Genomic DNA, 26569 nt, shown 5'->3' with positions numbered 1-26569 from the left:
GCCTAAAACTTCGTCACAACCCCGATGCCAATCCCCTCGAAGCCACCCATCGCCATCAGTGCTGCCGGCGCCTCGTCGAGGCTGATCTTCTTGCCCACTAGCAGCTCGGGCTTGAGCTTGCCGGTGCGGATCATCTCCATCATTGCGGGATAGCGGTAGGCCTGCATGCCATGGCTGCCGAGGATTTCGAGCTCGAAGGCAATCACCTTGTCCATCGGCACTTGCGGCCGGGCATGTTCGCCCAGCATCAGGCCGACCTGCACGTGGCGGCCGCGCCGGCGCAGATTGGAAATCGAGTTGAACGACGTGGTGGGGTGGCCGAGCGCATCCATCGACATATGCGCGCCGCCATTGGTGATCTGCTTGACCGCCTTGACGACATTCGGCGTCGTCGAGGCGTTGATGGTCGCCACCGCGCCGATCTTTTTGGCGAAATCCAGCTTCTCGTCGGTGAGGTCGATGGCAATGACATTGGCGCCCATGGAACTGGCGATCATGATCGCCGACAGGCCGACACCGCCGCAGCCATGCACCGCCACCCATTCGCCCGGCGTCACCCGGCCCTGGTCGACAATGGCGCGAAACGAGGTGACGAAGCGGCAGCCGAGGCTGGCGGCGGTGGCGAATTCCATCTCCTCGGGCAGGCGCACCAGATTGGTGTCGGCATGCTCGATGGCGACATATTCGGCAAACGAGCCCCAGGCAGTGAAGCCGGGCTGCGTCTGGTGCTCGCAGACCTGATGATTGCCCGAAGTGCATTCGAAGCAGCGGCCGCAGCCAACGCAGAACGGCACGGTGACGCGCTCGCCGGCCTTCCAGCGGGTGACCTGCTTGCCGACGGCGACGACGATGCCGGCCAGTTCATGGCCCGGCACATGCGGCAGGGTGATGCCGTCATCATGGCCCATCCAGCCATGCCAGTCGCTACGGCAGAGCCCGGTCGCCTCGACCTTGATGACGACGCCGTCGGCGGCCGGTTTTGGATCCGGAACGGTCTGGATTCTCGGCGCCTCACCGAATTTTTCGAAGACGATGGCTTTCATCGGCAACTCTCCGTGCTCTGCTCCGGCATTGTGCGCCTATTCCGCATCTATCTGATTCTCCGGCGCTGCCTTCTGAAAGGCCGGCAGTGCCATGCAGGCGGCGTGGATGCGCGATATTGTGGGGTAGGGCGTCAGGTCGACGCCGAAGCGGGCGTTGCTGGCGATCTGGGCGACCAGACAGATGTCGGCGAGGCCCGGCGCGTCGCCGTGGCAGAAGGTGCCGGTCTCTGGCGACGAAGCCAGAATCTTTTCAAGCGGCTGGAAACCTTCGTTCACCCAGTGGCGGAACCAGTTGACGACGTCCTGATCGCCGGCGCCGAACAAGGTGCGCAGTGAGGTCAGCACGCGCAGATTGTTCACCGGGTGGATATCGCAAGCGATCATCTGCGCCAGCATTCGCACGCGCGCCCGGCCGAGCGCGTCCTTGGGCAGCAGCGGCGGTTCGGGATTGGTCTCATCGAGATACTCGATGATCGCCAGGGACTGCGTCAAAAGCGTGCCGTCGCCGAGGATCAGCGCCGGTACCAGCCCCTGCGGATTGACCGCTAGGTAAGCCGGTTCCAAATGGTCGCCATGACGTAGATGATGCGGCACGTACTCGTAGGTCAGCCCCTTCATCTCCAGCGCGATGCGCGCGCGGTAGGAGGTGGAGGAGCGGTAGTAGTTGTGGAGGACGAGGTCGCTCATCGGATCACGGCTGGCCAATGGTGATCTCGATGGTGCCGATGCCGTCGACACCGCCGGTCATCGTCTGGCCCGGCGCCACGGCGCCGACGCCTGCCGGCGTGCCGGTAAATATCAGGTCGCCCGGTTGTAGTGCAACCGACTCGCTGCAGATCGAAACGATATCGGCGATAGGCCAAATGAGTTCGGCGAGGTCGCCGTCCTGTTTCACCGCGCCGTCGATGGCGAGCCAGATGCGGCCCTTTTGCGGGTGGCCGGATTGTGCGGCAGGGACCAGCGGGCCACACGGCGCCGAGCGATCAAAAGCCTTCGACCAGTCCCAGGGCCGCGCCGCTTTCTTTGCCTCGTCCTGCAGGTCGCGGCGGGTGAGGTCGATGCCGACGCCGTAGCCCCAGACATGGTCGAGCGCTTGCGCGCGCGGGATGCGGAAGCCGGCCTTGCCGATCGCCGCGACCAGCTCGATCTCGTGGTGCAAGTTTTTGGTCAGCGGCGGGTAGGGGATCGTGCTGCCGCTGTCGACCACCGCATCGGCCGGCTTGGTGAAGAAGAAGGGCGGGTCGCGTTCGTCATTGCCGAGTTCGCGGGCATGCGCGGCGTAGTTGCGGCCGACGCAGAAGATGCGGCGCACCGCAAAACGTTCGGCCGAACCGGCGATGGCGACCGATGGGATCGCGGGCAACGGGAGGACGAAGTCTGTCATGCGCGGTCTTTCTGCTTCAGCTGCCGGCACATTTGACCGATTTCGACCGCCGGGCAAGGCATGAGCGTCCGCAAAAGCATCGGCGCCGCCTTGATTGCTTGGAAGAAGTCGGCTTCGCCTCCGGGGTTAAGATGGCGATAGACTATTTGCCAATAAGCTGCCCATGGTCAGGGGAGTATCCTGTCCAGGGAGGACTGAAACGAACCCCATGACCGCAATCAACGATCGCGCCCGCTTCCTGATCATCGACGACCATCCGCTGTTTCGCGAGGCGTTGCACAGCGCCGTGCAGATGGCCTACCCGGAAGTCGACACGGTGGAGGCGCGCTCGATCGCCGAAGCGCTGGACCTTCTGGGTGGTATAAAACCGTTCGATCTGGCACTGCTCGATCTCAACATGCCCGATGTCCATGGCTTCGACGGGCTGCTGCAGCTCAGGACCCGCCATCCGCGCCTGCCGGTGGTTGTCGTCTCGGGCTATGAGGAGCCGAAGATCATCTCCGAGGCGCTGTCCTATGGTGCGGCCGGCTTCATCCCGAAATCGGCGCGCAAAAGCGATCTCGCCGCCGCCATCCGCTCGGTGATGGAGGGCGCGATCTATGTGCCGGAAAACTACGAGGGACAGCCGCCGGACGCCGACAGCACCGACCGCGCCGACATGGTGCAGCGCCTGGCCAAGCTGACGCCGCAGCAGCTACGCGTGCTGCAGATGCTGCGCCAGGGCCTGCTCAACAAACAGATAGCCTACGAGTTGCAGGTCGGCGAGACCACGGTGAAGGCGCATGTCTCGGAGATCCTGCGCAAGCTCAACGTCTACAGCCGGACGCAAGCGGTGATCGAGGTGTCGAAGCTAGACAATGCGGAGCTTTTCCGGGATCAGGCGGGGTTTTGAGGGTGGGCTGAAAGTGCACCGTCGCCGTAATTCGGGGATGACGATGCGGGCGAGGCGGGCCATGGCGGTTTCAGAGGATTGGAAGCGAAGGGAGAAGTGCACTGTCGCCGTAAATCCAAAAAAGCATAATCACAGGCGAGGATTATTCAATTTCTTATAGCTATCCCAGATACGATTGGCGATGAATATTATGTATCGTTCATGGTAATATAAAAGATATAAAATAATAATTAAAATTATAGTTGCTGCAATCATCCCAATTAATGAAACTATAAACAATGTTGGAGAACTGTCAAATTTAATCCAGCCGAACCTACCTCTCATCTCTCCGGTCGACAAGGCGAATATAGATTTACAAATCGTATATCCGATTAATCCTATCAGGACTACATAGGTTGTAATTTTTTTCCAAACGCTCATACAGAGTATGATCCTAATATTGAATTACGGTGACAGTGAAATAATTTCTTTTGCGTCTTTTGGTTGTGATCATCAATAGATCTTGCAAAATCCCAATCTTTAAATGGCAGCGCGCTGTCGCCAGCTTTCCCAGGTTTTCAAGAAGGTGCATCGGCCACTCTTACGCCAGCAGATGCGCCAGCAGCGCCCGTAATTGCGCCGGTTTCAGCGGCTTGCGCATCAGCTCGATGCCGGCGGCGCGGGCAGCTTTGACGACCGCTTCGGAACTGTCGGCGGTGACGATCAGGGCCGGCACGGCGCGGCCGAGATAATCGCGGACTTCGGCTATTGTCGCGGTGCCGAGATCGCCATCGTCGAGATGCTGGTCGGCAATGACGATGTCGGGCACCCAGTCGGTGTCGCCGAGCAGGCTGAGTGCGTCCTCAGTCGAGGTCGCGGCGCGCACCAGGCATTGCCAGCGCTCGAGCAGGGATGTCATCGCCTGCAGTACATCGGCGTCGTTTTCGACCAGCAGCACCTTGGTGCCGAACAGGCCGTAGCCGCGCGGACGCTCCATCTCGGCAAGGCTGGCGATGGCGTCGGCGCTGGCGCCTATGCCGACCGGAACATCGATGTGGAAGATCGTGCCGCGTCCGACCTTCGAGGAGAACGTCACGGGATGGCCAAGCGCGGCGGCCATGCGCCGCACGATGGCAAGGCCGAGCCCCAGCCCGCCGCCGGAGATTCCGGCATCGGCCGGAATGGCGGAGCCGCGATGGAACTCCTCGAACACCGCCTCGCGCTGGTCGTCGGGAATGCCGCAGCCGGTGTCGGCGACGTCGATGCGGATGGTGTCGCCGCGATGCCTTGTGCCGACCAGCACGCCGCCCGAACGGGTATAGCGCAGCGCATTGGACAGGATGTTCTGCAGGATGCGGCGCAACAGCGTGCGGTCCGAACGCACCACGGCGCTGACCGGGCGGAATTTCAGTGTCAGCCCCTTCAGCTTGGCAACCGGCTGGAAATCCGAGCGTAGCGAGGAAAACAACGTCTCCAGATTGACGTCGCCAATGTCGGGTTGGACCACGCCGGCATCGAGCTTGGAAATGTCGAGCAGCGTGCGCAACAGGTCTTCCATGGTCTCCAGCGAGCGCTCGACCTGACGGACGAGTTTCTTGCCCTCGTCGCTGGTCTGCACTTCGGCCAGTGCCGAGACGGAGAGGTGGGCGGCGTTGAGCGGCTGCAGCACGTCATGGCTGGCGGCGGCCAGGAACCGGGTCTTGGACAGGTTCGCCAGTTCGGCGTTTTCCTTGGCGGCGCTGAGGTCGACGTTCGATTGCTCCAGCCGGCGCAGCGTCGAATGCAGTTCTTCGGTGCGGATGCGCACCCGGTTTTCCAGCGAAATCGCGGTCTGGAACAGCGAGAAGGCATTGCCTTGCTGGTCCATCGAGCGCTCGACGCGGCTGACCAGGGCGGCGTTGATCTTCTTCAGCCTGTCGACGTCGTCGATATCCCTGAGCGGCATGGGCCTATTCCGCCGCCTGGCGCTCGCCGAAAGCGATGCCGGTGAAAGTCTGGTTGAGATGCATCGAGCGATACTGCTCGCCATAGGTGCCGAAACCGATGACGTTGTTGACCCGGTAAAGCTCCGAAATGTCGCGGAAAACCTGGCGGTTGCGCGCATCGAGCCGGCGCAGCACGCAATCGAAACCGAGGATCATGTCGATGCCACCCAGCCGCTCCTCGACGTCGCGCAGTGCGGCGCGTGTCGATTCCACCATGTCCTTGGGCTGGGCGATCGACAGCACGACGCCGTCGTCGATGGCGCAGAAGAACGACAGCGAGCCGTCGGGATGCATCTTCTGGATCGAGCGGCAGTAATATTCGCCACCCACCTTCACCACCACCGGATGCGAGGCGAAGCTCATCGGCGTCAGGGTCTGCGCGACGATGCCGACCGAGGCGGCATATTCCTCGGCCGCATTGGTGGCGTTGAATTCGCGCACGGTGCGGTGGTCGGGATCGGATGCCGTCACCACCAGCTTCTCGTCGGTGGGAACGAAATTGTCGGTCTTGAAGACATGGAAGGGAATTTCGGTTGATATCAGCACGATGATGGCGCTGTCGGAGGCCACCTTGCCGTTCGAGATCAGCCTGGTGGTTTCGAATTTCAAATCGTCGCCCGCCGAACCGCCGATCAGCGGGATGTCGTCCAGCCCCCAATGGATGGCCGAGGTCACAGCTTCCTCGGCAAAGGACAGGCCGTCGATGAAGCAGAGCGCAAAGGTGCTGTTGGATTGGCAACTGCCGATGCGCCCGCGCAGCAGGCGCCGCAAGGCCTCGACTTCACCGGTGATCCTGTCCATGCCCGACGAGGAGAGATTGTCGACCATGGCGCTGACCGCGCAGAATGAGGCCGAAGGAAGCAGAAGAGCCAGCACATGGCCTTCCTCCAGCCCCTCCGGGGTGATCTCGCCGGCAGTCGAACAGGCGGCATAGGCCAGCGTCGGCGCATGGGTCTTCAGCGCTTGCGACAGGGCGGTGGCGTCGACCAGGCTCTGCGAGAAGAACAGCAGCGCAAAGCCTGCGTTGATGGCAGCGGCCTCGGTGGCGACCGCCCGGGCGAATGCATCCATGTCAGGCTCGTCTGTGGTGAGCGCCGACAGACCGGATGCATAGCTCGTCCGTGAACTGGCCAGCAGCTTTCTCCGCATTCCTCCGACGCATTTTTGTGTGCGCCTGTTTTTATGTCTTTTGGCGCCAGCGTCGATGACATTGTTGCCTTCAATCCGCACTTTGGCAATGGGGCGGACGAGCCGATGATTTTCGTTTCTCCATGACCGAAAGTACAATGAGCACCGTGTGTTTTTTGCGCGTTGTGCGGTGTACGAATAGCGCCTGGCCGAGCGCCAAAGCCGCATCGGCAGCATGATTACCGAGGTTATACCCAGGGAGGATGCATGTCGGACGTTTCGTTTGTCGTGAACGGAAAACGGGTCAGCGGCGCTGCCGAGGACCGAACGCTTCTGGTTCATTTCCTGCGCGAAAATCTTGGTCTCACTGGAACGCATGTCGGCTGCGACACCTCGCAATGCGGCGCCTGCGTCGTGCATGTCGACGGCAAAGCGGTGAAGTCCTGTTCGATGCTGGCCGTGCAGGCCTCCGGGTCGACCGTGGTGACGATCGAAGGGCTGGCCAACGGCGCCGACCTGCATCCGGTGCAGGCCGCGTTCAAGGAACATCATGGGCTGCAATGCGGCTTCTGCACGCCAGGCATGATCATGACGGCGACCGACATGATCGCGCGCCATCCCGAAGGCCTCGACGAGGCGACGGTTCGCACCGAGCTCGAAGGCAACATCTGCCGCTGCACCGGCTACCACAACATCGTCAAGGCGATCCTCGCCGCATCGAAGACGATGGCGAAGGCATCGAAGGGCAGGGCGAAACAGGCGGCGTGAGTAAGGCAATAGGGCAGTAGGGCAATAAGGCAGTAGGGGGACACGAGCTAATTTCCCTACTGCCGTACTGCCCTACTCACCTACTCCCCTAAATTCCGGAGGAATTTTCTTATGGGCATTGAAGGTATTGGCGCACGCGTGGCGCGCAAGGAAGACAAAAGGTTCATCACCGGCGCCGGCCGTTATGTCGACGACATGGTGGTGCCCGGCATGAAGCATGCCGCTTTCGTGCGCAGCCCGCACGCCCATGCGCAGATCAAGAAGATCGACGTCAAAAAGGCTCAAGGCATGCCCGGCGTCATCGGCGTCTTGACCGGCAAGGAACTCAAGGCCGACGGCATCGGCAACCTGATCTGCGGCTGGATGATCCATTCCAAGGACGGCTCGCCGATGAAGATGGGCGCGTGGTCGCCGCTCGCCGTCGACAAGGTGCGCTATGTCGGTGACGCCATCGTCATCGTGGTGGCCGAAACCAAGGGCCAGGCACGCGACGCGGCAGAAGCCGTCGAGATCACCTACAAGGAATTGAAGGCGGTGGTCGATGCCACCAAGGCGCTGCAAAAGGGCGCGCCGCAGATCCATGCCGAAGCCGAGGACAACCTGATCTTCGACTGGGAGATCGGCGATGCCAAGGCGACCGACGCGGCGATCAAGGCCGCCGCCCACGTCACCCGCATGAAGATCGTCAACAACCGGCTGGTGCCCAACGCCATGGAGCCACGTGCGGCGCTTGGCCATTACGACAAGGCCGAAGACCATTTCACCTGCTGGACCACCTCGCAGAACCCGCATGTCGCGCGGCTGGTGATGAGCGCCTTCTACAATGTCGCGCCGGAAAACAAGCTGCGCGTCATTGCGCCCGATGTCGGCGGCGGCTTCGGCTCGAAGATCTACATCTACCCGGAAGAAATCGTCTGCCTGTGGGCGTCGAAGAAAACCGGCGTGCCGGTCAAATGGGTCGCCGACCGCACCGAAAGCTTCCTTACCGATGCGCATGGCCGCGACCATGTCTCGACGGTCGAAATGGCGTTCGACAAGAACAACCGGATCACCGGCTTCAAGGTCGACACCATTGCCAATCTCGGCGCTTACATGTCGCTGTTCTCGTCTTGCGTGCCGACCTATCTCTACGCGACGCTGCTGTCGGGCCAGTACAACATCCCGGCCATCCACGCCAATGTGCGCACCGTCTACACCAACACCGCACCCGTTGATGCCTATCGCGGGGCAGGGCGGCCGGAAGCGACCTACCTGCTGGAGCGCACCATGGAGACGGCGGCGCGCGAACTTGGTGTGTCGCCGGCCGAACTGCGGCGCACCAACTTCATCACCGAGTTTCCGCATCAGACGCCGGTGATCATGAATTACGACGCTGGCGACTACGGCGCTTCGCTCGATGCGGCGACAAAGGCGTCCGACTATGCCGGCTTTGCCAAGCGCAAGGCAGCCGCCGCCAAGCAAGGCAAGCTGCGTGGCATCGGCATGAGCTGCTACATCGAGGCCTGCGGCATCGCGCCGTCGGCGGCGGTCGGCTCGCTCGGCGCCGGCGTCGGCCTGTGGGAATCGGCCGAGGTGCGGGTCAACGCCGTCGGCACGATCGAAGTGCTGACCGGTTCGCACAGTCACGGCCAGGGCCATGAGACGACCTTCGCGCAACTGGTCAACCAGCGCTTCGGCGTGCCGATCGACTCGGTCTCGATCGTCCATGGCGACACCGACAAGGTGCAGATGGGCATGGGTACCTACGGCTCGCGCTCGGGCGCCGTCGGCATGTCGGCCATATCAAAGGCGCTCGACAAAGTCGAGGCCAAGGCCAAGAAGATCGCCGCCCACCTGCTCGAGGCCGACGAGGGCGACATCGTCATCGAGAATGGCGAGGTCAAGGTTGCCGGCACCGACAAGAGCCTGCCCTGGTTCCAGGTGGCGCTTGCGGCCTACACCGCCCACAATCTGCCGGCCGGCATGGAGCCCGGATTGAAGGAAACCGCCTTCTACGATCCGGCGAACTTCACCTTCCCGGCAGGCTGCTACATCTGCGAGGTCGAGATCGATCCGGAGACCGGCACGACCGAGATCGTCCAGTTCGTCGCGGCGGATGATTTCGGCAACATCATCAACCCGATGATCGTCGAAGGACAGGTGCATGGCGGCATTGCCCAGGGCATCGGCCAGGCGCTGCTGGAAGGCGCGCACTACGACGCCAGCGGGCAACTGCTGACGGCGAGCTACATGGATTATACGATGCCTCGCGCGGGCGACCTGCCGTCATTCAAGGTCTCGACCTCCAACACGCCGTGCCCGAGCAATCCGCTCGGCATCAAGGGTTGCGGCGAGGCCGGCGCCATCGGCTCGCCGCCGGCGGTGATCAACGCCATCACCGACGCCATCGGGATTGTCGACATTGCCATGCCGGCCTCGCCGTCCACCGTCTGGGCGGCGATCCGCGCGGCGAAGAAGCATTGAGGAGGAACGAAGATGTATTCGGTCAACTACCATCGCGCCGCCTCGGTCGCTGACGCCGCCAAGCTGGTGAAGAGCGGCGACGCCAAGCTTTTGTCGGGTGGCATGACGCTGATCCCGGCGATGAAGACGCGGCTTGCCGCACCTTCCGACCTGGTCGACCTGTCGCGGATCAAGGAGCTGCAAGGCGTCAAAGTGTCGGGCAAGACCGTCACCATCGGCGCCGCTACCACTCACTACGACGTCGCCAATGACGAGAAGCTCAGGAAGGCCTGCCCGGCATTTGCGCATTTGGCGTCGCTGATCGGCGACCCTGCCGTGCGTTACAAGGGCACGATCGGCGGCTCGGTCGCCAACAACGATCCGGCCGCCGACTATCCGGCGGCACTGCTGGCGCTGGGCGCCACCATCGTCACCAACAAGCGCGAGATTGCGGCGGCCAAGTTCTTCACCGGCCTGTTCGAGACGGCGCTGAAGGATGGCGAGATCATCACCGCGGTCAGCTTCACCGCGCCGGCCAAGGCGGCTTACGAAAAGTTCCGCAATCCGGCATCGCGCTATGCGATCGTCGGTGTGTTCGTGGCCAAGGGCAAGGACGGGGTCAGCGTCGCCGTCACCGGCGCCGGCGATGACGGCGTGTTCCGTTCGAAAGAGATCGAGGCGGCACTGGCGAAGAACTTTGCCGCATCGGCGCTCGACGTCATCAAGGTTTCGGCGAAGAATTTGATGACCGACCTCCACGCCTCAGCCGACTACCGCGCCAGCCTGATCGCAGTGATGGCAAAACGCGCGGTGGCGGCCGCCAACGCCTGAATTTTTCTGACATGAGTGATGGAAAAGGGGCCTTCGTGGCCCCTTTTTATACGCTCAAGCTTACGCTCGCCTGGCTGCTCGTCGGCTTTCCGCTGCTGTCGGGTTCTGGATGACCGTCAACAGCGCCATGGCGCTGTTCCAGTAGCGCTCAGCGAGGCGGCATCAGGCTGCTTCGCTCTTCTTCTGCGCCGCGAGATAGCGGCGCAGTCCGGCTTCGCCGCGCGGCGTCGTCCAGCGATGGTTCCAGGCAAAGGCCGGCCTGAGCAACGGCGCCAGGAATTTGAGGATCGGCCTCTCGACCGTCACCTGCCAGACGAGATCGACGTGGGTGCCGGTTCCCGAAGGCGACAGTTCCGCCCGCCACAGCCCGTCGAAATCGCCGAATGTCTTGACCACCACCAGCCGACCGGGCTCGAGCTCGGCCGCCTCGATGATGAAGTTCAATTCATAGGGCAGGGCGCCGCGCGCCCGAGCTTTGGCGCGCGAGCCGACGACGCCCTTGCCCTTGCGGTCGAGCGGCACGACCTTCTTGTAGACGTCGCTCCACCACAGCGGCAGCAATTCGGCATCGGAGAGCACGTCCCAGACCTGTTGCGGCGTCGCCTCGGGAATGTCCCAGCTTTCGTCGAAGCGGAAGACGTTGCTCGGCATTGGTGTTTCGCCCTGGTTGCTGGAAGCGGGTACATTAGCCTTGGCTTGTTTGTGGCGCCAGAGCCGCCCGGGTCAGTCAGCGATCTGCCTGAGGTAGTAGCGCACCGCCTTCTTGCCGCCATGGATCACCGCGTCGCCGACCTCGGCAAAGCCGAGCGCGGCGTGGAAGGCGTCCGAAACCGGATTGGGCGGGTCGGCATTGACCTCGCAGGTGACGATGCTGTGGCCGGCGCGGGCGACCTCTGCGAACAGATCCTCATAGAGCCGGCGGGCATGGCCGCGGCCCCGGGCCTCGCCGGCAACGACGACGCGGTCGACATAGACGAAGCGTGGATAGCGCTCGCGGAACCAGAGGAAGTTCGGGCTATCGTAGCGCGCATCCTGGTCAAAGGTCATGATGAAGGCTTCGAGGGAGCCGATGCGCCTGATGTAAAACGCTTCGCTAAGCAGGAAGGATAGCCGTTCGGGTTCGAGCCATGACAGTTCGGCCGCATGCTCATTGTTGAGTGCGAGGATCGCCGCTTCGTCCTGGCGCGAGACGCGGCTGATCGGCGCGGCCGTCATGTCCTGGCCGCCGCAATCGTCGCCGCCACCAGCGCCGCGTCGGTCACCGTGGTGCGGTACTCGCGGTCGAGATCGGTGCCGCCCATGCCGACTTGCGGGTTGCGGTAGGCCATTGCGCTCGGCAAGTCCTTGAGCGCGGCGAAATGCATTTCCGTCAGCCCGGTGGCTGCCAGTACCCCAGCGATGTTTCCGGGATCGAGAGCGCCGCAGCCGAGAATGTTGATGCGGCTGCCGGCCTGGCGGACGAGATCCGCCAGCAGGCCGGCGCCTTCCACCGCTGTGTCCCTCTGGCCGCTGGTCAGCACGCGGCCGACCTTGGAGCGGATCAGCGCTTCCAGCGCCTCGGCGGGGTCGCGAGTCATATCGAAGGCGCGGTGGCAGGTGACGGCGAGCGGACCGGCCGCCTCGACCAGTGCGCCCATGCGCGCCTCGTCGATGGTGCCATCCGCATTGAGGCAGCCGACGACGACACCGGCGACGCCGAGATCGCGAAGTGCTGCAACATCGGCGAGCATCGAGCGGTATTCGGCCTCGCTGTAGAGGAAATCGCCGCCGCGCGGCCGCACGATGACATGGAAGGGAATGGTCGCGCTCTCGAGTGCAGCGCGCACCGTGCCGAAGCTGGGCGTGATGCCGCCTTCGACCAGGCTGGCGCAGAGCTCGACCCGGTCGGCGCCGGCGGCCTGCGCCGCCAGCAATCCGTCGATGCCTTCGACGCAGATTTCGATCAGGGGGCGAGCATTTCCGGCCAAGGGGCGATCCTTCGTGATTGCAGACGGCCAGCCCTAGCATTGGCTCGGTTGCCGGGAAAGCGGAACAGCCAATCGCTGCTTGGGCCAGCCGGCAACCCGGCCGCTGTTATTGGCGCAGCACCGTGTTCTTGGCGCCTTGCTCGACCTGGTCGATGACCAGGAGCTTGACCGGGCCGTCGCCGATATTGGTCGCCTGGTGCCACTGGCCGATCATCTCGACGATGAAATCGCCAGTCTTGTAGGTGTTGCTGTTGCCGGTCTCGACATTCGTCACCTTGAGCGTTCCAGCCTCGACATAGGCGTAGCGGGCAAACGGGTGCTTATGCACCGGCAGCGTGGCGCCCACCGCAATATCGTAGGTCGAGACCAGCACCTGGACATTTTTCTGCGGCAGCACGATCGGCTGGCCCGAAGCCGTCTGGGTGCGATCGGCAAGCGGTGTGACGACGACCGGCGGGCTGGAACTGTCCAGCGCCGCGGCAGGGTTTGCAGATAGCGCGGCCGCGAGCAGCAGTGCCGATGCCAGAATCTTTCGCATGGTTCCTCCAGGTTCTGCCTTCACCGTCCCGCGGCAGGGATGAACGCGAGCTGGCGAGCCTTGGCTATCTGTACGCCTTGAAGGCAATCAGACCAGAGAAGACGATTATCGCCATCAGGATCAGCACCCACGCGGCGACGTTACGCGAAAGGCGCCTCCGGCGACCGCGCACGGCCTGGTCTCTCCAGCGTTTGGCCTGATCAGCCCCTATGTTCAGTTTGTCCATTTTGACTTCTCCCGCGAGTACAATGCGGTTCATGCCAATTGGAGTCCAGATGTTGTCCCTGCCGTCCTATCGCCGCACCTCTGGACACCGCTTCGGGGTTTGCACAGAGCTAGTTTCTTCCGCGCCGATGGCATGTCGCGCATCTCAAAGGATCGTTTCCATAGGCCGATCCCAGATCGAACTGAATTCGATGTGAATCCCTGCTAAGCGTGGGCAAGGCTTCATCAAAATGAACGGCGACATGGTTCACGAATGTATGGAACCGATGGATGGAACAGCATCGGGAGTTCGAGGTTGCAGGAATGTGTTGGCTGGGAGATCGCCCAGGTGCGCGGTCCGCGAAAGCGGTCATCGAGGTCGAATGCGCTGAACGTGTAGCCAAGACGGCGAGATTGAAATCGCTTCGCCTGGCGCAAATTTTGCTGGAGGCGGATCCGTGCGTTTCATTCAACGAGGAACTCGACTGCTCGGTGCTTGTCGCCGTACTGGCGCGGGAAACTAAACGCCCACGTCCCGAATCCAGCGTGGGCCATCACCGGCTGCTGGATCCCAGCACGACTATTCCCTTTTTTCCATCAAAATCTAACGACTGGAAAAGCGCATTGGAAAGCACTTGTCGTAACCGTTGATTCAACCATTGCTGGTACTAATGGGTTGTGTGGGAGCGGCTCCGACAGTGCGGCGGGGGTTGGGTTGCCGGAGCCGCCTGCGCAGCCGGTTGGGATTTGACCGCGCCGTCCTATTCTGGGACAGCGCGGTCAATGATTCGTTAAAATTCTCCGGATCTAATTTCTCCGGATCTAATTAAGTGCATACTAATTGAATTGTCGGTTGGCGGCAGAGCACTGCGCAACGCGATTACGCGATGCTGGGCGTGACATCCTGGGGGCAATGATTCGGCCGGCGGTAGTTCAGCCAAGCGCTTCTTGGCAACGCAATGCCATCTTCAAGTTGGTCGATGATGTAAAGGGGCCGGCGCCGCAATGGAGGTTGCCTGATCAGCGCCGGCCAAGCGGGAATCGGGTCCGCCGCAGCTGCAGCGGTAGCTGATTCTTGACGTAACGTCATGCCGTCCTGTGATGGGCACAATCGCTGGCTTTGAAAGCAGTCTGGTGAAGCCTTCCCGCCCGACATGACAATTCGGCGGTTCGATGTCCGACATCGTCGACACGTGAGGGCCGTCAAAGTGAATTGGTTAACAGATTGGCAGAACGGCCTCTGATTTGATCGGGGAAGACTTGGCACCTTTTGTGCAAAGTCTGGAATTGCCGGCTAATCCCGGCCCTGATTTGTGTGACAAATCGGGATGGGCTCGTCGGGAGTTGGGGTTGGGGCCAACATCCGGCGAGTTCCGGTTCACAATGGGAGATAGCTACCCAAACGCGAGACTTTGGTTGCAAGCACAAGATGCACGAAATCAAACCGGCGCCCAGGCAGTCGGGTTTGGGGCTTTACCTGCCTAAGCGCCGGCCGGGCGGAATTGACCCACCGCTATAGGACCTAGCCGACTTTCGCCGTACCTTCGTCATGCGTTTGAGCAGGAGAGATCAAAACTGGGCCGCCAACCGACGGCGGCAAGCGATTCCGCCAAGCAATCAGGTCTGCCGTGCCTATAGTGCCCGTCGCCAAAATTACAGGTTGGCCCGAGAGGCGGAGAAGCAGCGCGAGACCTATTTCGGGAGCGTGCTTGGGCCTTGTCGTAACCGTTGATTCAACCGTTGCTGGTAATAAGACGGGTGTGGGAGCGGCTCCGGCACACTGGGCTGGGTAGGGCGCGTTTGCCGGAGCCGCCTGCGCAGTCGGTTGGGATTTGACCGCGCCGTCCTATTTTGGGACAGCGCGGTCAATGATTCGTTAAAATTTTCCGGAACTAATAAAGCGCATGCTAATTGAATTGCCGGTTGGGGGCTGGCGCATGCGTTTGAAGTTTGTCGAGCCGTTGATGCCGACCCTTGTGGAGAAGCCTCCCGAGGGCGATGCCTGGATTCACGAAGTCAAATTCGATGGGTATCGATCGCAGATAGTGATCGACGAAGAGGGCACGCATCTTCGCGGCGAGGAGGACTTGCGGCACGCCTCGTTACAGGATTTCCGCGAGCAGACATGATGCTGTTTCGTTGCGGAGATAGAACGCTTGGACCGACGATTAACATCCCTTATCGCCGGTTTTTGTCCCGCCGCCCTTCGTTCGTTCGAAAAGGCGACGGGACACCTTTCGACCCCTAGCTTGGCGGCTGCGCCGGCCCTGTCCCGTTCCATTGGAGGAACTGCACTTCCTTCCCAGTGATAGCCGCACGGCGTTCAAGAGCACCTCCTGCAGGAGACGGGTAGCTCGGTAGTGGCGATAGGGGGTTGGGTGGGCAGGCGCCGGCCAAAGGCGGGTAAGGTCCGCCGCTTGAGAAGCGTAACTGAGTCGCCTGCGTGCCCTTAATGGTGTGATCGCCTAAGTCAGCCGGTGGCCGGCAGCATCAGCACCGCAACCGCCCGGACGGCTATCAGAGGCAGGCGGGCCATGCCCACCATGTCGTGCTGACGGTAGCGCCACACTGCGCTGCCGTGCATTCTACAACGCAAGCATAGGCCGGTGCCGGAGTTTTAGGACGATGGATCAGGAAAGAGTTCTAGCCGCAGTCCTCTTAGCCGATGTGGTGGGCAGCACGCCGCTCTATGAGCGCATCGGCGACGATGCCGCTCTGCAGCAGGTCTCGGATTGCCTAGACGCGATACGCGAGATCGCCGCCCGGCACGGCGGTGATTTCATTCACTCGAAGGGCGATGACGTGCTTAGCCTGTTCGAGAGGCCAGAGGGGGCACTGAGGGCCGTCCGTCAAATTGTTAGCCAGCTGACAAGAGGGTCGCTGACCACCCGGATCGGATTGCACTTCGGGGCGGTTATTCGCACGCGGGGCGAAGTATTCGGCGACGTTGTCAATGTCACCGCAAGGTTGTCCACCACGGCCAACCCGGGGGAGGTGCTGATCAGCCAGAGCTTCTTCGAAGCCCTTTCCTCAGAGGGCCGCAGTTCCTTGCGGCTCATCGACAAAATGCCCTTCAAGGGGAAGGAAGAGCCGTTCGACGTCTATACCCTGGGTGGCGATGATGGGGCACTCACTACGCAGATCGCCAGCCGGGGCACCATTATCGATAGGCGGTTCGCCCCGCCAAGGCACATCAATCTGGTCATCCGCTATGGAGATCAGTTGCGATCTTGCCGCAACAACGAATTCGTGACCATCGGCCGATCTCCTGAATGCAATATCGTCGTCCCGCGGCCCTGGGTCTCAAGGCACCACGCGACCTTCACCATTTCGAACGGCAGGGCGGGGCTTGTTGAGCGAAGCTCGTCGGGCACATTTGTGTCGACTGGGCCCGACCATGAAGTGTTCGTTCGCCGTGAAGCAGTTCTCCTGTTCGGCTCCGGCGTCATCTCGCCTGGGCGGAGGTCGTCCCTCAGCGACGCTCAGATCCTTAGCTACGAAATTATCTCAGGCTGACCCGGCTGGAGAGCATCAGAGCGGCGAGGGCGAGGCGAATTGCCAATGCTGCAGCAAAGGCGCGCCAATTCCGTCTCGGCCGTGTCCGTTGCAGGCCGATCAAATCGTCAAAACGTGTTCCATGGCCATTTTCTCTCCTTCGGGCGATCTCATGCCGATCGGCGCCTAGCGAAGTCGAGTTGTGTAGATATGCTGTAGACCAGCCAATTTTCGGCTGTTCCTGCAACTCTGAAACCTATGGAAATGTTGGCTCCCCGGGCCGGATTCGAACCAGCGACCAACCGGTTAACAGCCGGTTGCTCTACCACTGAGCTACCGGGGAACAGAGGCTCTCATGTGAGTGGCGCAGCCTATAGCAAACCCGTTTCGGCTTTGCAAAGAAGCATTTCGCATTTTTTAGCGCTTTTTCATGCAATGGTTTCTGGCAATCGCCCGATGAAACCACATATGAGCGGTCTTGGACGCCGTCCGGCCCTGGTCGGCGGAACCGAAAGGGCGATTGCAGCCTTTACGATATATGGCTTTAACTGGTGGCAACCGGATCGACGTTCGACATGACTGCAGCAGGCGAAAACCAGGCACCGGCGCGGAAAATTGCGGTGTTCGGCCGCGAGTTCACCATGCCGCGCTCACGCGTCCTCAGGATCGCCATCGGCGTCGTGCTGGTGTTTTTCGGCATTCTCGGCTTCTTGCCGATTCTCGGTTTCTGGATGATTCCGCTCGGCCTTTTGGTGCTTTCCTACGAATTTGCCGCGGTGCGCCGCCAGCGGCGGCGGTTCGTCGTCTGGTGGGAACGACGCCGGCGGCCGGGTTGAAAGCGATGGGCGCACGGTCCCGGCTCAGCCGTCGCTGCGCTTTTCCAGCCCCTCGCAGATTTCCTTGAGGACGGCAGCCGCTGAAGCCAGCCGCGCGCGATCGTGCGGCGAGAGCCGGCTTGCGCCCTCGATGGCGAGGCGGTCGATCGCGTAGCGCACAAGCTGTTCGCAGCGCAGCAGCGACAATCTGCCCGATGTGCTGGATACCCTGTCTGCCGCGGGCCGACGCATGGATTACCTCCATCTCCCGCTACGCAGAGCCATGGGTTCGAGTTTCGTCCGGCGCTCGGTCATGCTTAATGACCGGCTAATATGCTGGCGTGCCAAGCGATTAGCCGCTCGGGAACCACGTTGCGGAGGCTGACGCGGAAAGCGCGCCGGAATGCTGCGCGGACGCTTGACGACCTTTCGTCGCCACCATATTGAGTTCGCTCGCCGGGAGCGACGAGGCCTCGTGGCGGAGTGGTTACGCAGAGGACTGCAAATCCTTGCACCCCGGTTCGATTCCGGGCGAGGCCTCCAGTTGCTTCAGCTCCCGCGCGGCGGGGGCTTGAGTTCCGGTCGAATGCGCCGCAGTGTTGGCGCGGCAAGCGCATCTCGGCGCATTGGTTTTTGACGGATTGGTTGGGACATGAGCGCTGATTTCTCCGAGCTTCGAGTCAAGATGGTTGACGGCCAGGTCCGCACCACCGATGTGACCGACGCAGCATTGCTCGATGCCATGCTTGCCGTGCCGCGCGAGGCCTTTGTAGGGGCCGAGCAGCAGGCTCTTGCCTATATTGACGAGGATATCCGCATCGCCGACGGCGCCGACGGCAACGGAGCGCGCTACCTCATGGAGCCGTCGCCGCTGGCCAAGCTTTTGCAACTGGCCGAGATCGACGCCGGCGATTCGGTACTCGATGTCGGCTGCGGCACCGGCTATTGCGCAGCACTCCTGTCCAGGCTGGCAAAATCCGTCATTGCGCTGGAAAGCGATGCCGGACTGGCAGAAACGGCCGAGGCCGCACTCTCGGCGCAGGGCTGCGACAATGTCACCGTGGTCACCGGGCCGCTGCCGCAAGGCCATGCCGCCAAGGCGCCCTACAATGTGATTCTGATCGGCGGCAGCGTCGAGGAAGTGCCGGCGGCGCTGCTCGGCCAACTCGCCGAAGGTGGCCGTCTGGTCGCCGTTGAAGGGCAGGGCAATGCGGGTGTGGCCCGGTTGTTTTTTAAAGCAGGGGGGGTTGTAACCGGAAGAAGGGCATTTAATGCGGCAATTAAGCCACTACCGGGATTTGAACGTATTCATGCGTTCGAATTCTAAGTGATTTTGCCTTGCAGCAAAGGCGCTGTCATGTTGGCTTGCGATTGGACAATCGTTGCTGATTTGGTTAACCGGTGTTTCGGGAGGCCGTCAGCGGGGGAACGATAATCGACGCGGCGCTGGCTGATCCCTCGGGATTGGCTGGCGTGGCGTGGTTCCCGTGCAAAACGAATGAGGGATTTAAAGTGCCGTCCTTAGCCAAAAGCTTGTTTGCTACCGTCCTTATTTCCGCGACAGCGCTTTCGCCGATAGCCGCCTCGGCGGAAACCATTCTCGGCGCGCTTTCCAAGGCCTACCAGAACAATTCGTCGCTGAATTCGGCCCGTGCGGGCGTGCGCGTCACCGATGAGGGCGTGGCGATCGCCAAGTCGGGATACAGGCCGGTCATTACCGGGAATGCGGACGTCGGCTACGCCAGCCGGCACCTCAACGGTTCAAACGCCGGCACTCGTCTGACAACCGGGAGCTTCGGCGTCGCCATCAATCAGATGCTGTTTGACGGGTTTCAGACCAAGAACAACGTCGCGGCAGCCGAGGCGCAGGTCAAGGCGTCGGTCGAGAGCCTGCGCAACACCGAAGAGAATACGCTGTTCAACGCGGCAAGCGCCTATATGGATGTCATCCATGACCGTCAGGTGGCGGTGCTGACCGAACAGAATTTGCAGTTCCTGACCGAGCAGGCGCGCGCGGCGCGCTCGCGCTTTGAGGTCGGCGAAGGCACGCGTACCGACGTGGCGCAGGCCGACGCCTCGCGCTCGGAGGCGGTGGCGCAGTTGAGTGCGGCCCGCGCGCAGGCGCTGGCCAGTGCCGCAACCTATCGCCAGATCGTCGGTGACGAGCCGGGCAAGCTCAAGGCGGCGTCGCCATTGGCGAAGCTTTTGCCGAGGAGCCTCGATGCGGCGATCGACATCGCGGCGACCGAACATCCGGCCATTCTTTCTACCGAGCATCTGGTCGACGCGGCCGCATTTCAAGTGAAGTCGCACGAAGGTGCGCTGCTGCCGCAGCTTTCCGCTTCCGCCGGCGTTTCGGACGACTACTCCAAAAACTCGCCGGAAACCTTGACGTCGCAGAATGGCACCACCCGTTCCGCCAACATCGGTGCGACACTGACCATTCCGATCTATTCGGGTGGCCGCACCTCGGCCCTGGTCCGCCAGTCGAAGGAATCGCTTAGCCAGGCTCGCATCGAGGTCGATGTCAGCCGCGACCAGGTGCGTCAGGCGGTGACATCGGCATGGACGCAATACACCGCTGCACAGGAGAGCGTCGCGGCCAACCGGCAGGTGATCGCCGCCGCGCAGTTGGCTTTGAACGGCGTTATCGAAGAGCGCAATGTCGGCCAGCGCACGACGCTCGATGTGCTGAACGCCCAGAACGATGTCATCAGCGCCAAGATCAACCTTGCCACCTCCGAGCGCGATGTGGTGGTGGCGAGCTATGCTATCCTCTCGGCCATGGGCCGCCTGTCGGTCGAGAGCCTGGCGTTGAATGTGGTGAAGTACAAGCCTGAAGAGCACTACAGAGCCGTCAAGGACAAGTGGATCGGTCTGCGCACACCGGACGGCCGCTGATCGCGCCCAGGCGGTTTCAAGTCCCGCCAGGATTGGAGTGTTAGAGCGCCGCGCATTCCACGGATTCGCGGCGCTATCCTTTTGTACCGACAGGATCTTTTCCGAAGAAGGTTTTCGGTTCGCAGCCATGTCTAAATTGTTGAAATCCCGCATCTCCCGAGATTGGGGATTCTCCGATGGCGATCCGTCGGCTACGCTGTCGCCATGATTCGTGTCCGGCTTTGACGGACAGAGAATCTTAGAACGGGTCACTACAGCGCCGCGCGTCCGATTGGACGCGCAAGGACGCTGTAGCACTTGGATTTTGCGCATGATCCTGTCCGAAAATCGAACCGATTTTCGGGGTCATGCGCGGGGCGGCGGATGTGACGATGGCGACGGCAAGCAGCGCGCAGCGCGAACCTTCCATGGAAGAAATACTGGCTTCCATCAGAAGGATCATCGAAGACAGCGACACCGGCCGCAAGCAGCCGGGTGACGCCGATGAGTTGCGTCAGGACCTTGTACCTGCCGCCGGGCCGGCCTCGGATGTCGACGCCTTCCGCAGCGAGCCGCACAGCGCGGCCGAAAGCAAGAAGCCGGTGACGCTAGCCGAGGTGCAGGCGCAACTGGCCGAACCTGTCGCGGCGCGGCTGGAGCCGCGCTCCGAGCCGGCTTCGGTGAAGCCGGCCACGCTGGCAAATCCTGCTGCTACAACCGTCGCGCCCCCCACGCATGCGCCGATGACCCTGGCGGAAGTGAGCGCCAGAATAGCCAGCGAGTCTGCCCCGGCAGCCAGGGCGGAAGCGCCAGCCCGGCCAAAGGCGGAGACCACCGATTCCATCGTCACCGATTGGCGGCGCGAAATTGCAGCCGTGGGCAGCCAGACAAAGCCCGCCGATGTGGCCAAGCCGCTAGACGTCAGGCCGCCAGAGATCAGGCCGCAAGAGATGAGGCAGGAAGAGACCGAGAAGCGGCAGGCTGCTGCCGCGGAGATCGAGGCTTTCGAGGACGATCTCGCGGCCGAGCCGGCTTTCGAGTCAGGCCCGTCGAGCAGCGAGCAGGCGCGCCAGGCCGATGCAACACCGGTTCGCTCGGCGATCGTTTCGGAACACACCGGACGGCAGGTCGCAGCGGCCTTCGGCGAGCTCTCCGACGCCTTTGCCAGCCGCAGCAAGAAGACCTTCGACGAGATGGCCGAGGAGATGCTTCGGCCGATGCTGCAGGATTGGCTGGACAACAATCTGCCGACGCTGGTCGAGCGCCTGGTGCGCGAGGAAATCGAGCGCGTCGCGCGCGGCGCGCAGTAATTCCGCCGATCCGAAGAGGAAAAGCGCGGCCTTGAGCTTTTTCTGAGCTTCAGCTTCCCTTGGCTGCTGTGGCAAAAGCGATCAGGTTGCCGTCGATATCCGCGGCAATGAAACCACGGGCATGGCCTTCCCGTTGAAATGACCGGGGCGACGCCTATTTGCCGGTGAAGGACCAGGCCGCCCTGCGGTTGACTTGGCCAAAACCTTCCGATTTACACCGGGTCAGCAAAACTCCCGATAGCGCGGACCATTTTCCCATGCTTGAAAAGACCTACGACGCCAAGACCGTCGAGCCCAAGATCGCCAAAATCTGGGAAGAGGCGGACGCCTTTCGCGCCGGCGCCGGCGCGGAGGAGGGTGCCGAGGCCTTCACCATCGTCATCCCGCCGCCCAACGTCACCGGCTCGCTGCATATGGGCCATGCGCTCAACAACACGCTGCAGGACATCCTCGTGCGCTTCGAGCGCATGCGCGGCAAGAATGTGCTGTGGCAGCCCGGCATGGACCATGCCGGCATCGCCACGCAGATGGTGGTCGAACGCCAGCTGATGGAAAAACAGATCCATCGCCGCGACCTCACCCGCGAACAATTCATCGAGAAGGTCTGGGAGTGGAAGGCCGAATCCGGCGGCGCCATCTTCAACCAGCTGAAGCGGCTCGGCGCCTCGGCCGACTGGTCGCGCGAACGCTTCACCATGGATGAGGGCCTGTCCAAGGCCGTGCTCGAAGTCTTCGTCGGCCTGTACAAGGAGGGGCTGATCTACAAGGACAATCGCCTTGTGAACTGGGACCCGAAGTTGTTGACGGCGATCTCCGACCTCGAGGTCGAGCCGCAGGAGGTCAACGGCAATCTGTGGCACTTCCGCTATCCGATCGAGGGCGAGGCGTTCGATCCGGAAAATCCGAAAACCTTCATCACCGTGGCGACGACCCGCCCGGAGACGATGCTGGGCGATACGGCGGTCGCCGTGCACCCGGACGACGAGCGCTACCGGCATCTGGTCGGCAAGAATGTCGTCCTGCCTATCGTCGGCCGGAAGATCCCTGTTGTGGCTGACGAGTATTCCGATCCGGAAAAAGGCTCCGGCGCGGTCAAGATCACGCCGGCGCACGACTTCAACGATTTCGAGGTCGGCAAGCGCCACAAGCTGCCGGCCATCAACATCCTGACCATCGAGGCAGCCATCAAACTGAAGGACAACGAGGACTTCCTCGCTGGCCTTGAGATCACGCCGGAGCGTCAGGCCGTCTGGGACGAACTCGACGGTCTCGACCGTTTCGTCGCGCGCAAGAAGATCGTCGACCTGATGGAGGCCGGCGGCTTCCTCGAAAAGGTCGAGCCGCACCGTCATGCCGTGCCGCATGGCGACCGCGGCGGCGTGCCGATCGAGCCGTTCCTGACCGAGCAGTGGTATGCCAATGCCGCCGAACTCGCCAAACCGGCAATCGCCTCGGTGCGCGAAGGCCGTACCAACTTCGTGCCGAAGAACTGGGAAAAGACCTATTTCGACTGGATGGAGAACATCCAGCCCTGGTGCATTTCGCGCCAGTTGTGGTGGGGCCACCAGATCCCGGCCTGGTACGGGCCTGACGGGCGCGTCTTTGTCGAGAAGACCGAGGAAGAGGCGCTGGCCGCTGCCATCGAATATTATCTGGCGCTGGAAGGGCCGTGGAAGGCCTGGGTCGAGGACAAGCTCGAGAATTTCAAGCCGGGCGAGATCCTGACCCGTGACGAGGATGTGCTCGACACCTGGTTCTCCTCGGCACTTTGGCCGTTCTCGACGCTGGGCTGGCCGGATCACACGCCGGAGCTGAAGACCTATTACCAGACCGACGTGCTGGTGACCGGCTTCGACATCATCTTCTTCTGGGTCGCCCGGATGATGATGATGGGCCTGCACTTCATGCACGAGGAGCCGTTCCACACAGTCTATGTGCATGCGCTGGTGCGCGACAAGAACGGGCAGAAGATGTCGAAGTCGAAAGGCAACGTCATCGATCCGCTCGACCTCATCGACGAGTTTGGCGCCGACGCGCTGCGCTTCACGCTGACGGTGATGGCGGCGCAGGGGCGCGATGTGAAGCTCGACCCGGCGCGCATCGCCGGCTACCGCAATTTCGGCACCAAGCTGTGGAACGCGACGCGCTTTGCCGAGATGAACGAGGTCGCGCGCAATGACGATTTCTGGTTGAACGACGCCAAGCTGCCGGTCAACCGCTGGATCCTGACCGAGCTGACCAGGGCGTCGCACGCGATCACCGAGGGCATCACCAGCTACCGCTTCAACGAGGCGGCGGGCGCTGCCTACCGCTTTGTCTGGAACCTGTTCTGCGACTGGTATCTGGAACTTCTGAAGCCGGTGTTCATGGGCACTGACGAGGCGGCCAAGGCGGAAAGCCGCGCCTGCGTCGCCTTCGTGCTCGACGAGATCTACAAGCTCCTGCATCCGATGATGCCGTTCATGACCGAGGAATTGTGGGCGCAGACGGCAGGCGAGGGCAGGACGCGCGCAACGCTGCTTTGCCACGCCGCCTGGCCATCACCAGACTTCGAGGACGCGGATGCGGCCGCCGACATCAACTGGCTGGTCGATCTGGTCTCCGGCATACGCTCAGTGCGCTCGGAAATGAACGTGCCGCCGGCAGCGATCGCGCCGCTGGTGGTGGTCGGCGCCAGCGCCGAGACCCATCAGAGGCTGGAACGCCATGCTTCCGCCATCAAGCGGCTGGCACGGGTCGGCGACATCTCGCTGCAGGACGCAGCGCCCAAGGGTTCGGCCCAGATCGTGCTCAACGAAGCGACCATCTGTCTGCCGCTCGGCAGCCTGATCGATCTCTCCGCCGAGGCGGCGCGGCTGCAGAAGGAACTGGCCAAGGTGACCGAGGAAATCGCACGGCTGCACAAGAAGCTTTCGAACGAAAGATTCGTCGCCAGCGCGCCGGAAGAGATCGTTGCAGCCGAGCGCGAAAAACTCGACGAATACCGCGATCAGCAGGAGAAGCTTTCGGTGGCGTTGACCAGGGTGCGCGACGCCGGTTGAACACCCGGTTCGCGAGGCCCCGACTAGCGCTTCTCGACAGCTCTTTTGCCCAAAAAACAGGCATTCCGTTGCGTTAATATTGACGTAAACGGAAAGTTTCAGCCCCATTGTTGCCATAATGTAACAATCGGGCGGAATGCCGGCAAAACAGCCGGATTTCGCGCCGTTTTAAGCGTTTCTTTCTGATTTTTTTCCTAATGTGCCTCCCAAATGGCCATTTTTGGACCTGCTGGCCAGGCCGCCACTGTGTTCGAAATCAGGTCCGCAAGAGTGTACGTGTACGCTATGTGATTTCATTGTTGCACCGTTAACCTGAATTGGTTCTAGCTTCACCCACTAGTATTTCGGGGAGGACATCCATGAGCAATTTGCGTTTGAAAACACTGCTGGGGGCGGGGTGTTTTTCGCTGGGCTTGATCGGTTCCGCGCATGCCGGCGGCATCGAGCGCGGTGGCTACGACATCGACCTTCTGTTCGACCCAGCTCCGTTCGCCACGGAAGCCGAGGCGACTTATGTGATGCCACAGCGCAAGCTCAAGAACGCGGTCGATACCGATCCGAGTGACGGCAATCTTACATTCCTGGGCAGCACGGCGAAAGACAGCAAGAGCTACTGGGTGCCGCGCATCGGCGTCAAGGCCGAGGTCGTCAAGGGCGTCGACTGCATGTTCGACTATTCCCAGCCGTGGGGCGCGCACACAAATCCGGGTCTGTGGGCCGGTGCCGAGTCCAACATAGAAACCGACATCAAGAGCAACAACTACGCCGGCACTTGTTCTTACAAGATGGATGCCGGCAAAGGCCAGGTTCGCTTCATCGGCGGCGTCTATTACCAGGAAGTCTATGGCTTCAAGGAAGACCTGGTGTCGCCGCTGGTGCCGGGTTTCCAGGGAACCGGTCGTGTTGATCTCAAGGGCACGGGCTGGGGCTGGCGCGCCGGCCTTGCCTATGAAATCCCAGAAATCGCGCTGCGCGCCAGCCTCGTCTACAATTCGCGGGTCAAGCTCGACAACATCTCGGGCACGCTGGACTTGACGCATGTTGGCCTTGTCGTGCTGCCGATCTATGGTGCGACGCAGTACATGCCGGATACGGTCGAATTGAAGTTGCAGTCAGGCATTGCGCCCGGCTGGCTCGCCTTCGGTTCGCTCAAGTGGGTCAACTGGAGCCTGCTGCAGAGTGTTCCGATTTGCGTCGTAGGTACTCCCGCTGCGGCATGCGTTACGGGTGATGCTCTGCATTCAGGCCAGATTACCTCGCTGGACCTGATGTATCGCGACGGCTGGACGGTTACGGGCGGCATCGGCCACAAGTTCAACGATGAGTGGAGCGCGGCCGGCCAGCTTTCCTGGGATCGTGGCACATCACACGGCTACGGCTCGCAGACCGACACCTGGACGTTGGGCGGCGGCGTCGCCTACACGCCTTCGCGCAATATCGAAGTTCGTCTGGCCGGCGCGGTCGGCGTCCTGACCAGCGGTCATTCAGGGGTCGTGAATGGCGACAACGGTTACCAAGCCGGCACCGACGTCAGCTACGATTTCGGCAACGATCTGGTCACGGCCATTTCTGGCGGCGTCAAGATCAAGTTCTAAGCCTCTGAAAATTCACACAAAAGGCCGGGCACTTGCCCGGCCTTTTTCGTTTGAGGCACGGTGTCGAGCCGTGCCGCCACGCGCCGGCGTTGCAAATCCGTCTCATCACTTTCGCCTCTCGCGATTGTGACGTTTTGGCAACAGTTCCCGGCCAACCCCCGCGCTGCGGCCCCGGCCGAAGAAATTGCCCATTTCCCGCCATAAACCCGGCGCACCTCGAATTCGTCTCGGGACACGCGCCAGAAGGCTCGGCGATGGGGCAGGCCGCACCG

23 protein-coding genes, 2 tRNA genes and 1 pseudogene are annotated in these 26569 nt (G+C 61.9%); 14 read left to right on the top strand and 12 right to left on the bottom strand.

All coding sequences use genetic code 11. The features are described from left to right. Window positions 1-2: 2 nt before the first annotated feature. From ACYHH6_RS25005 to ACYHH6_RS24995, 3 genes are read right to left on the bottom strand one after another with little or no spacing between them, the layout of a single operon-like run. A complete protein-coding gene (locus ACYHH6_RS25005) occupies window positions 3-1043 on the bottom strand; it encodes a zinc-dependent alcohol dehydrogenase family protein (protein WP_352588137.1) in 1041 nt (346 codons plus the stop codon). Window positions 1044-1079: 36 nt separating this feature from the next. Beyond that, on the bottom strand, window positions 1080-1730 hold the full coding sequence (gene maiA / locus ACYHH6_RS25000) for a maleylacetoacetate isomerase (protein ID WP_352588140.1): 651 nt from the start codon (window positions 1728-1730) through the stop codon (window positions 1080-1082). Between the two features lie 4 nt (window positions 1731-1734). Further along, window positions 1735-2427: a fumarylacetoacetate hydrolase family protein gene (locus ACYHH6_RS24995; RefSeq protein WP_352588143.1), complete on the bottom strand. Its 693-nt coding sequence runs from the start codon at window positions 2425-2427 to the stop codon at window positions 1735-1737. A 208-nt stretch (window positions 2428-2635) separates the two neighbouring features. Between ACYHH6_RS24995 and ACYHH6_RS24990 the strand changes: the two genes are divergently transcribed. After that, the gene (locus ACYHH6_RS24990) at window positions 2636-3319 is read left to right on the top strand and encodes a response regulator (RefSeq protein WP_023681717.1); all 684 of its coding nucleotides are present in this window, start codon (window positions 2636-2638) and stop codon (window positions 3317-3319) included. 580 nt (window positions 3320-3899) lie between these two features. Here the strand turns inward: ACYHH6_RS24990 and ACYHH6_RS24985 are convergent. Together ACYHH6_RS24985 and ACYHH6_RS24980 are read right to left on the bottom strand one after the other, a co-directional pair. After that, the gene (locus tag ACYHH6_RS24985; RefSeq protein WP_352588146.1) at window positions 3900-5243 is read right to left on the bottom strand and encodes an ATP-binding response regulator; all 1344 of its coding nucleotides are present in this window, start codon (window positions 5241-5243) and stop codon (window positions 3900-3902) included. 4 nt (window positions 5244-5247) lie between these two features. Next, window positions 5248-6354 carry an FIST N-terminal domain-containing protein gene (locus ACYHH6_RS24980; RefSeq protein WP_352588149.1) on the bottom strand — a complete coding sequence of 369 codons (1107 nt, stop codon included), beginning with the start codon at window positions 6352-6354 and terminating at the stop codon, window positions 5248-5250. 324 nt (window positions 6355-6678) lie between these two features. Between ACYHH6_RS24980 and ACYHH6_RS24975 the strand changes: the two genes are divergently transcribed. The 3 genes from ACYHH6_RS24975 (at window position 6679) to ACYHH6_RS24965 (ending at window position 10452) form a co-directional block, all read left to right on the top strand. Continuing rightward, a complete protein-coding gene (locus tag ACYHH6_RS24975) occupies window positions 6679-7179 on the top strand; it encodes a (2Fe-2S)-binding protein (protein WP_112565388.1) in 501 nt (166 codons plus the stop codon). A gap of 111 nt (window positions 7180-7290) precedes the next feature. Continuing rightward, window positions 7291-9642, top strand: a complete 2352-nt coding sequence (locus tag ACYHH6_RS24970) for a xanthine dehydrogenase family protein molybdopterin-binding subunit (protein ID WP_352588152.1) — start codon at window positions 7291-7293, stop codon at window positions 9640-9642. Between the two features lie 12 nt (window positions 9643-9654). Then, window positions 9655-10452, top strand: a complete 798-nt coding sequence (locus ACYHH6_RS24965) for an FAD binding domain-containing protein (protein WP_352588155.1) — start codon at window positions 9655-9657, stop codon at window positions 10450-10452. Window positions 10453-10614: 162 nt separating this feature from the next. On the opposite strand, the gene ACYHH6_RS24960 is transcribed toward ACYHH6_RS24965, so the two are convergent. From ACYHH6_RS24960 to ACYHH6_RS24940, 5 genes are all read right to left on the bottom strand, one after another. Then, window positions 10615-11103, bottom strand: a complete 489-nt coding sequence (locus tag ACYHH6_RS24960) for an SRPBCC family protein (protein WP_352588158.1) — start codon at window positions 11101-11103, stop codon at window positions 10615-10617. 72 nt (window positions 11104-11175) lie between these two features. Continuing rightward, a complete protein-coding gene (locus ACYHH6_RS24955; protein ID WP_352588161.1) occupies window positions 11176-11667 on the bottom strand; it encodes a GNAT family N-acetyltransferase in 492 nt (163 codons plus the stop codon). Next, complete coding sequence (locus tag ACYHH6_RS24950) at window positions 11664-12419, bottom strand: copper homeostasis protein CutC (protein ID WP_352588164.1); 756 nt, start codon at window positions 12417-12419, stop codon at window positions 11664-11666. Before ACYHH6_RS24950 ends, ACYHH6_RS24955 begins: the two co-directional genes overlap by 4 nt. Window positions 12420-12525: 106 nt before the next feature. Next, the gene (locus ACYHH6_RS24945) at window positions 12526-12957 is read right to left on the bottom strand and encodes a cupin domain-containing protein (protein WP_112565404.1); all 432 of its coding nucleotides are present in this window, start codon (window positions 12955-12957) and stop codon (window positions 12526-12528) included. A 64-nt stretch (window positions 12958-13021) separates the two neighbouring features. Then, a complete protein-coding gene (locus ACYHH6_RS24940; protein WP_352588167.1) occupies window positions 13022-13183 on the bottom strand; it encodes a hypothetical protein in 162 nt (53 codons plus the stop codon). Window positions 13184-13452: 269 nt separating this feature from the next. Here ACYHH6_RS24940 and ACYHH6_RS24935 point away from each other — a divergent pair, with 269 nt between their 5' ends. The 3 genes and pseudogenes from ACYHH6_RS24935 to ACYHH6_RS24925 all read left to right on the top strand — a co-directional run bounded on the left by ACYHH6_RS24935 (window position 13453) and on the right by ACYHH6_RS24925 (window position 16677). Next, entirely contained in the window at window positions 13453-13812 is a 360-nt protein-coding gene (locus ACYHH6_RS24935; RefSeq protein WP_352588170.1) for a hypothetical protein, read from the top strand. A 1286-nt stretch (window positions 13813-15098) separates the two neighbouring features. Next, window positions 15099-15233 (top strand): annotated as a pseudogene (locus tag ACYHH6_RS24930) (ATP-dependent DNA ligase); the annotation flags it as partial. Between the two features lie 553 nt (window positions 15234-15786). Continuing rightward, on the top strand, window positions 15787-16677 hold the full coding sequence (locus ACYHH6_RS24925; RefSeq protein WP_352588173.1) for an FHA domain-containing protein: 891 nt from the start codon (window positions 15787-15789) through the stop codon (window positions 16675-16677). Window positions 16678-16924: 247 nt separating this feature from the next. Here the strand turns inward: ACYHH6_RS24925 and ACYHH6_RS24920 are convergent. Beyond that, a tRNA-Asn gene (locus ACYHH6_RS24920) sits at window positions 16925-16999 on the bottom strand. Window positions 17000-17231: 232 nt separating this feature from the next. On the opposite strand from ACYHH6_RS24920, the gene ACYHH6_RS24915 reads away from it, so the two are divergent. Next, complete coding sequence (locus ACYHH6_RS24915) at window positions 17232-17492, top strand: hypothetical protein (protein ID WP_352588176.1); 261 nt, start codon at window positions 17232-17234, stop codon at window positions 17490-17492. A 24-nt stretch (window positions 17493-17516) separates the two neighbouring features. On the opposite strand, the gene ACYHH6_RS24910 is transcribed toward ACYHH6_RS24915, so the two are convergent. Then, window positions 17517-17678, bottom strand: a complete 162-nt coding sequence (locus tag ACYHH6_RS24910; protein ID WP_352588179.1) for a hypothetical protein — start codon at window positions 17676-17678, stop codon at window positions 17517-17519. A gap of 262 nt (window positions 17679-17940) precedes the next feature. Here ACYHH6_RS24910 and ACYHH6_RS24905 point away from each other — a divergent pair. The 6 genes from ACYHH6_RS24905 to ACYHH6_RS24880 all read left to right on the top strand — a co-directional run bounded on the left by ACYHH6_RS24905 (window position 17941) and on the right by ACYHH6_RS24880 (window position 26297). Continuing rightward, a tRNA-Cys gene (locus ACYHH6_RS24905) sits at window positions 17941-18014 on the top strand. 109 nt (window positions 18015-18123) lie between these two features. Then, a complete protein-coding gene (locus ACYHH6_RS24900; protein WP_352588182.1) occupies window positions 18124-18798 on the top strand; it encodes a protein-L-isoaspartate O-methyltransferase family protein in 675 nt (224 codons plus the stop codon). A 185-nt stretch (window positions 18799-18983) separates the two neighbouring features. Then, window positions 18984-20372 (top strand): TolC family outer membrane protein, encoded by a 1389-nt coding sequence (locus tag ACYHH6_RS24895; RefSeq protein WP_352588185.1) that lies wholly within the window; start codon window positions 18984-18986, stop codon window positions 20370-20372. A gap of 371 nt (window positions 20373-20743) precedes the next feature. Beyond that, complete coding sequence (locus ACYHH6_RS24890) at window positions 20744-21661, top strand: PopZ family protein (RefSeq protein WP_352588188.1); 918 nt, start codon at window positions 20744-20746, stop codon at window positions 21659-21661. A 257-nt stretch (window positions 21662-21918) separates the two neighbouring features. Further along, complete coding sequence (locus tag ACYHH6_RS24885) at window positions 21919-24702, top strand: valine--tRNA ligase (protein WP_352588191.1); 2784 nt, start codon at window positions 21919-21921, stop codon at window positions 24700-24702. A 359-nt stretch (window positions 24703-25061) separates the two neighbouring features. Beyond that, window positions 25062-26297 carry an outer membrane protein transport protein gene (locus ACYHH6_RS24880; RefSeq protein WP_352588194.1) on the top strand — a complete coding sequence of 412 codons (1236 nt, stop codon included), beginning with the start codon at window positions 25062-25064 and terminating at the stop codon, window positions 26295-26297. Window positions 26298-26569 lie beyond the last annotated feature (272 nt).

The organism is Mesorhizobium sp. P171375 (assembly GCF_057786075.1).
The sequence above is the reverse complement of the archived record's forward strand: the minus strand, read 5'-3'. Positions and strand labels throughout refer to the sequence as shown.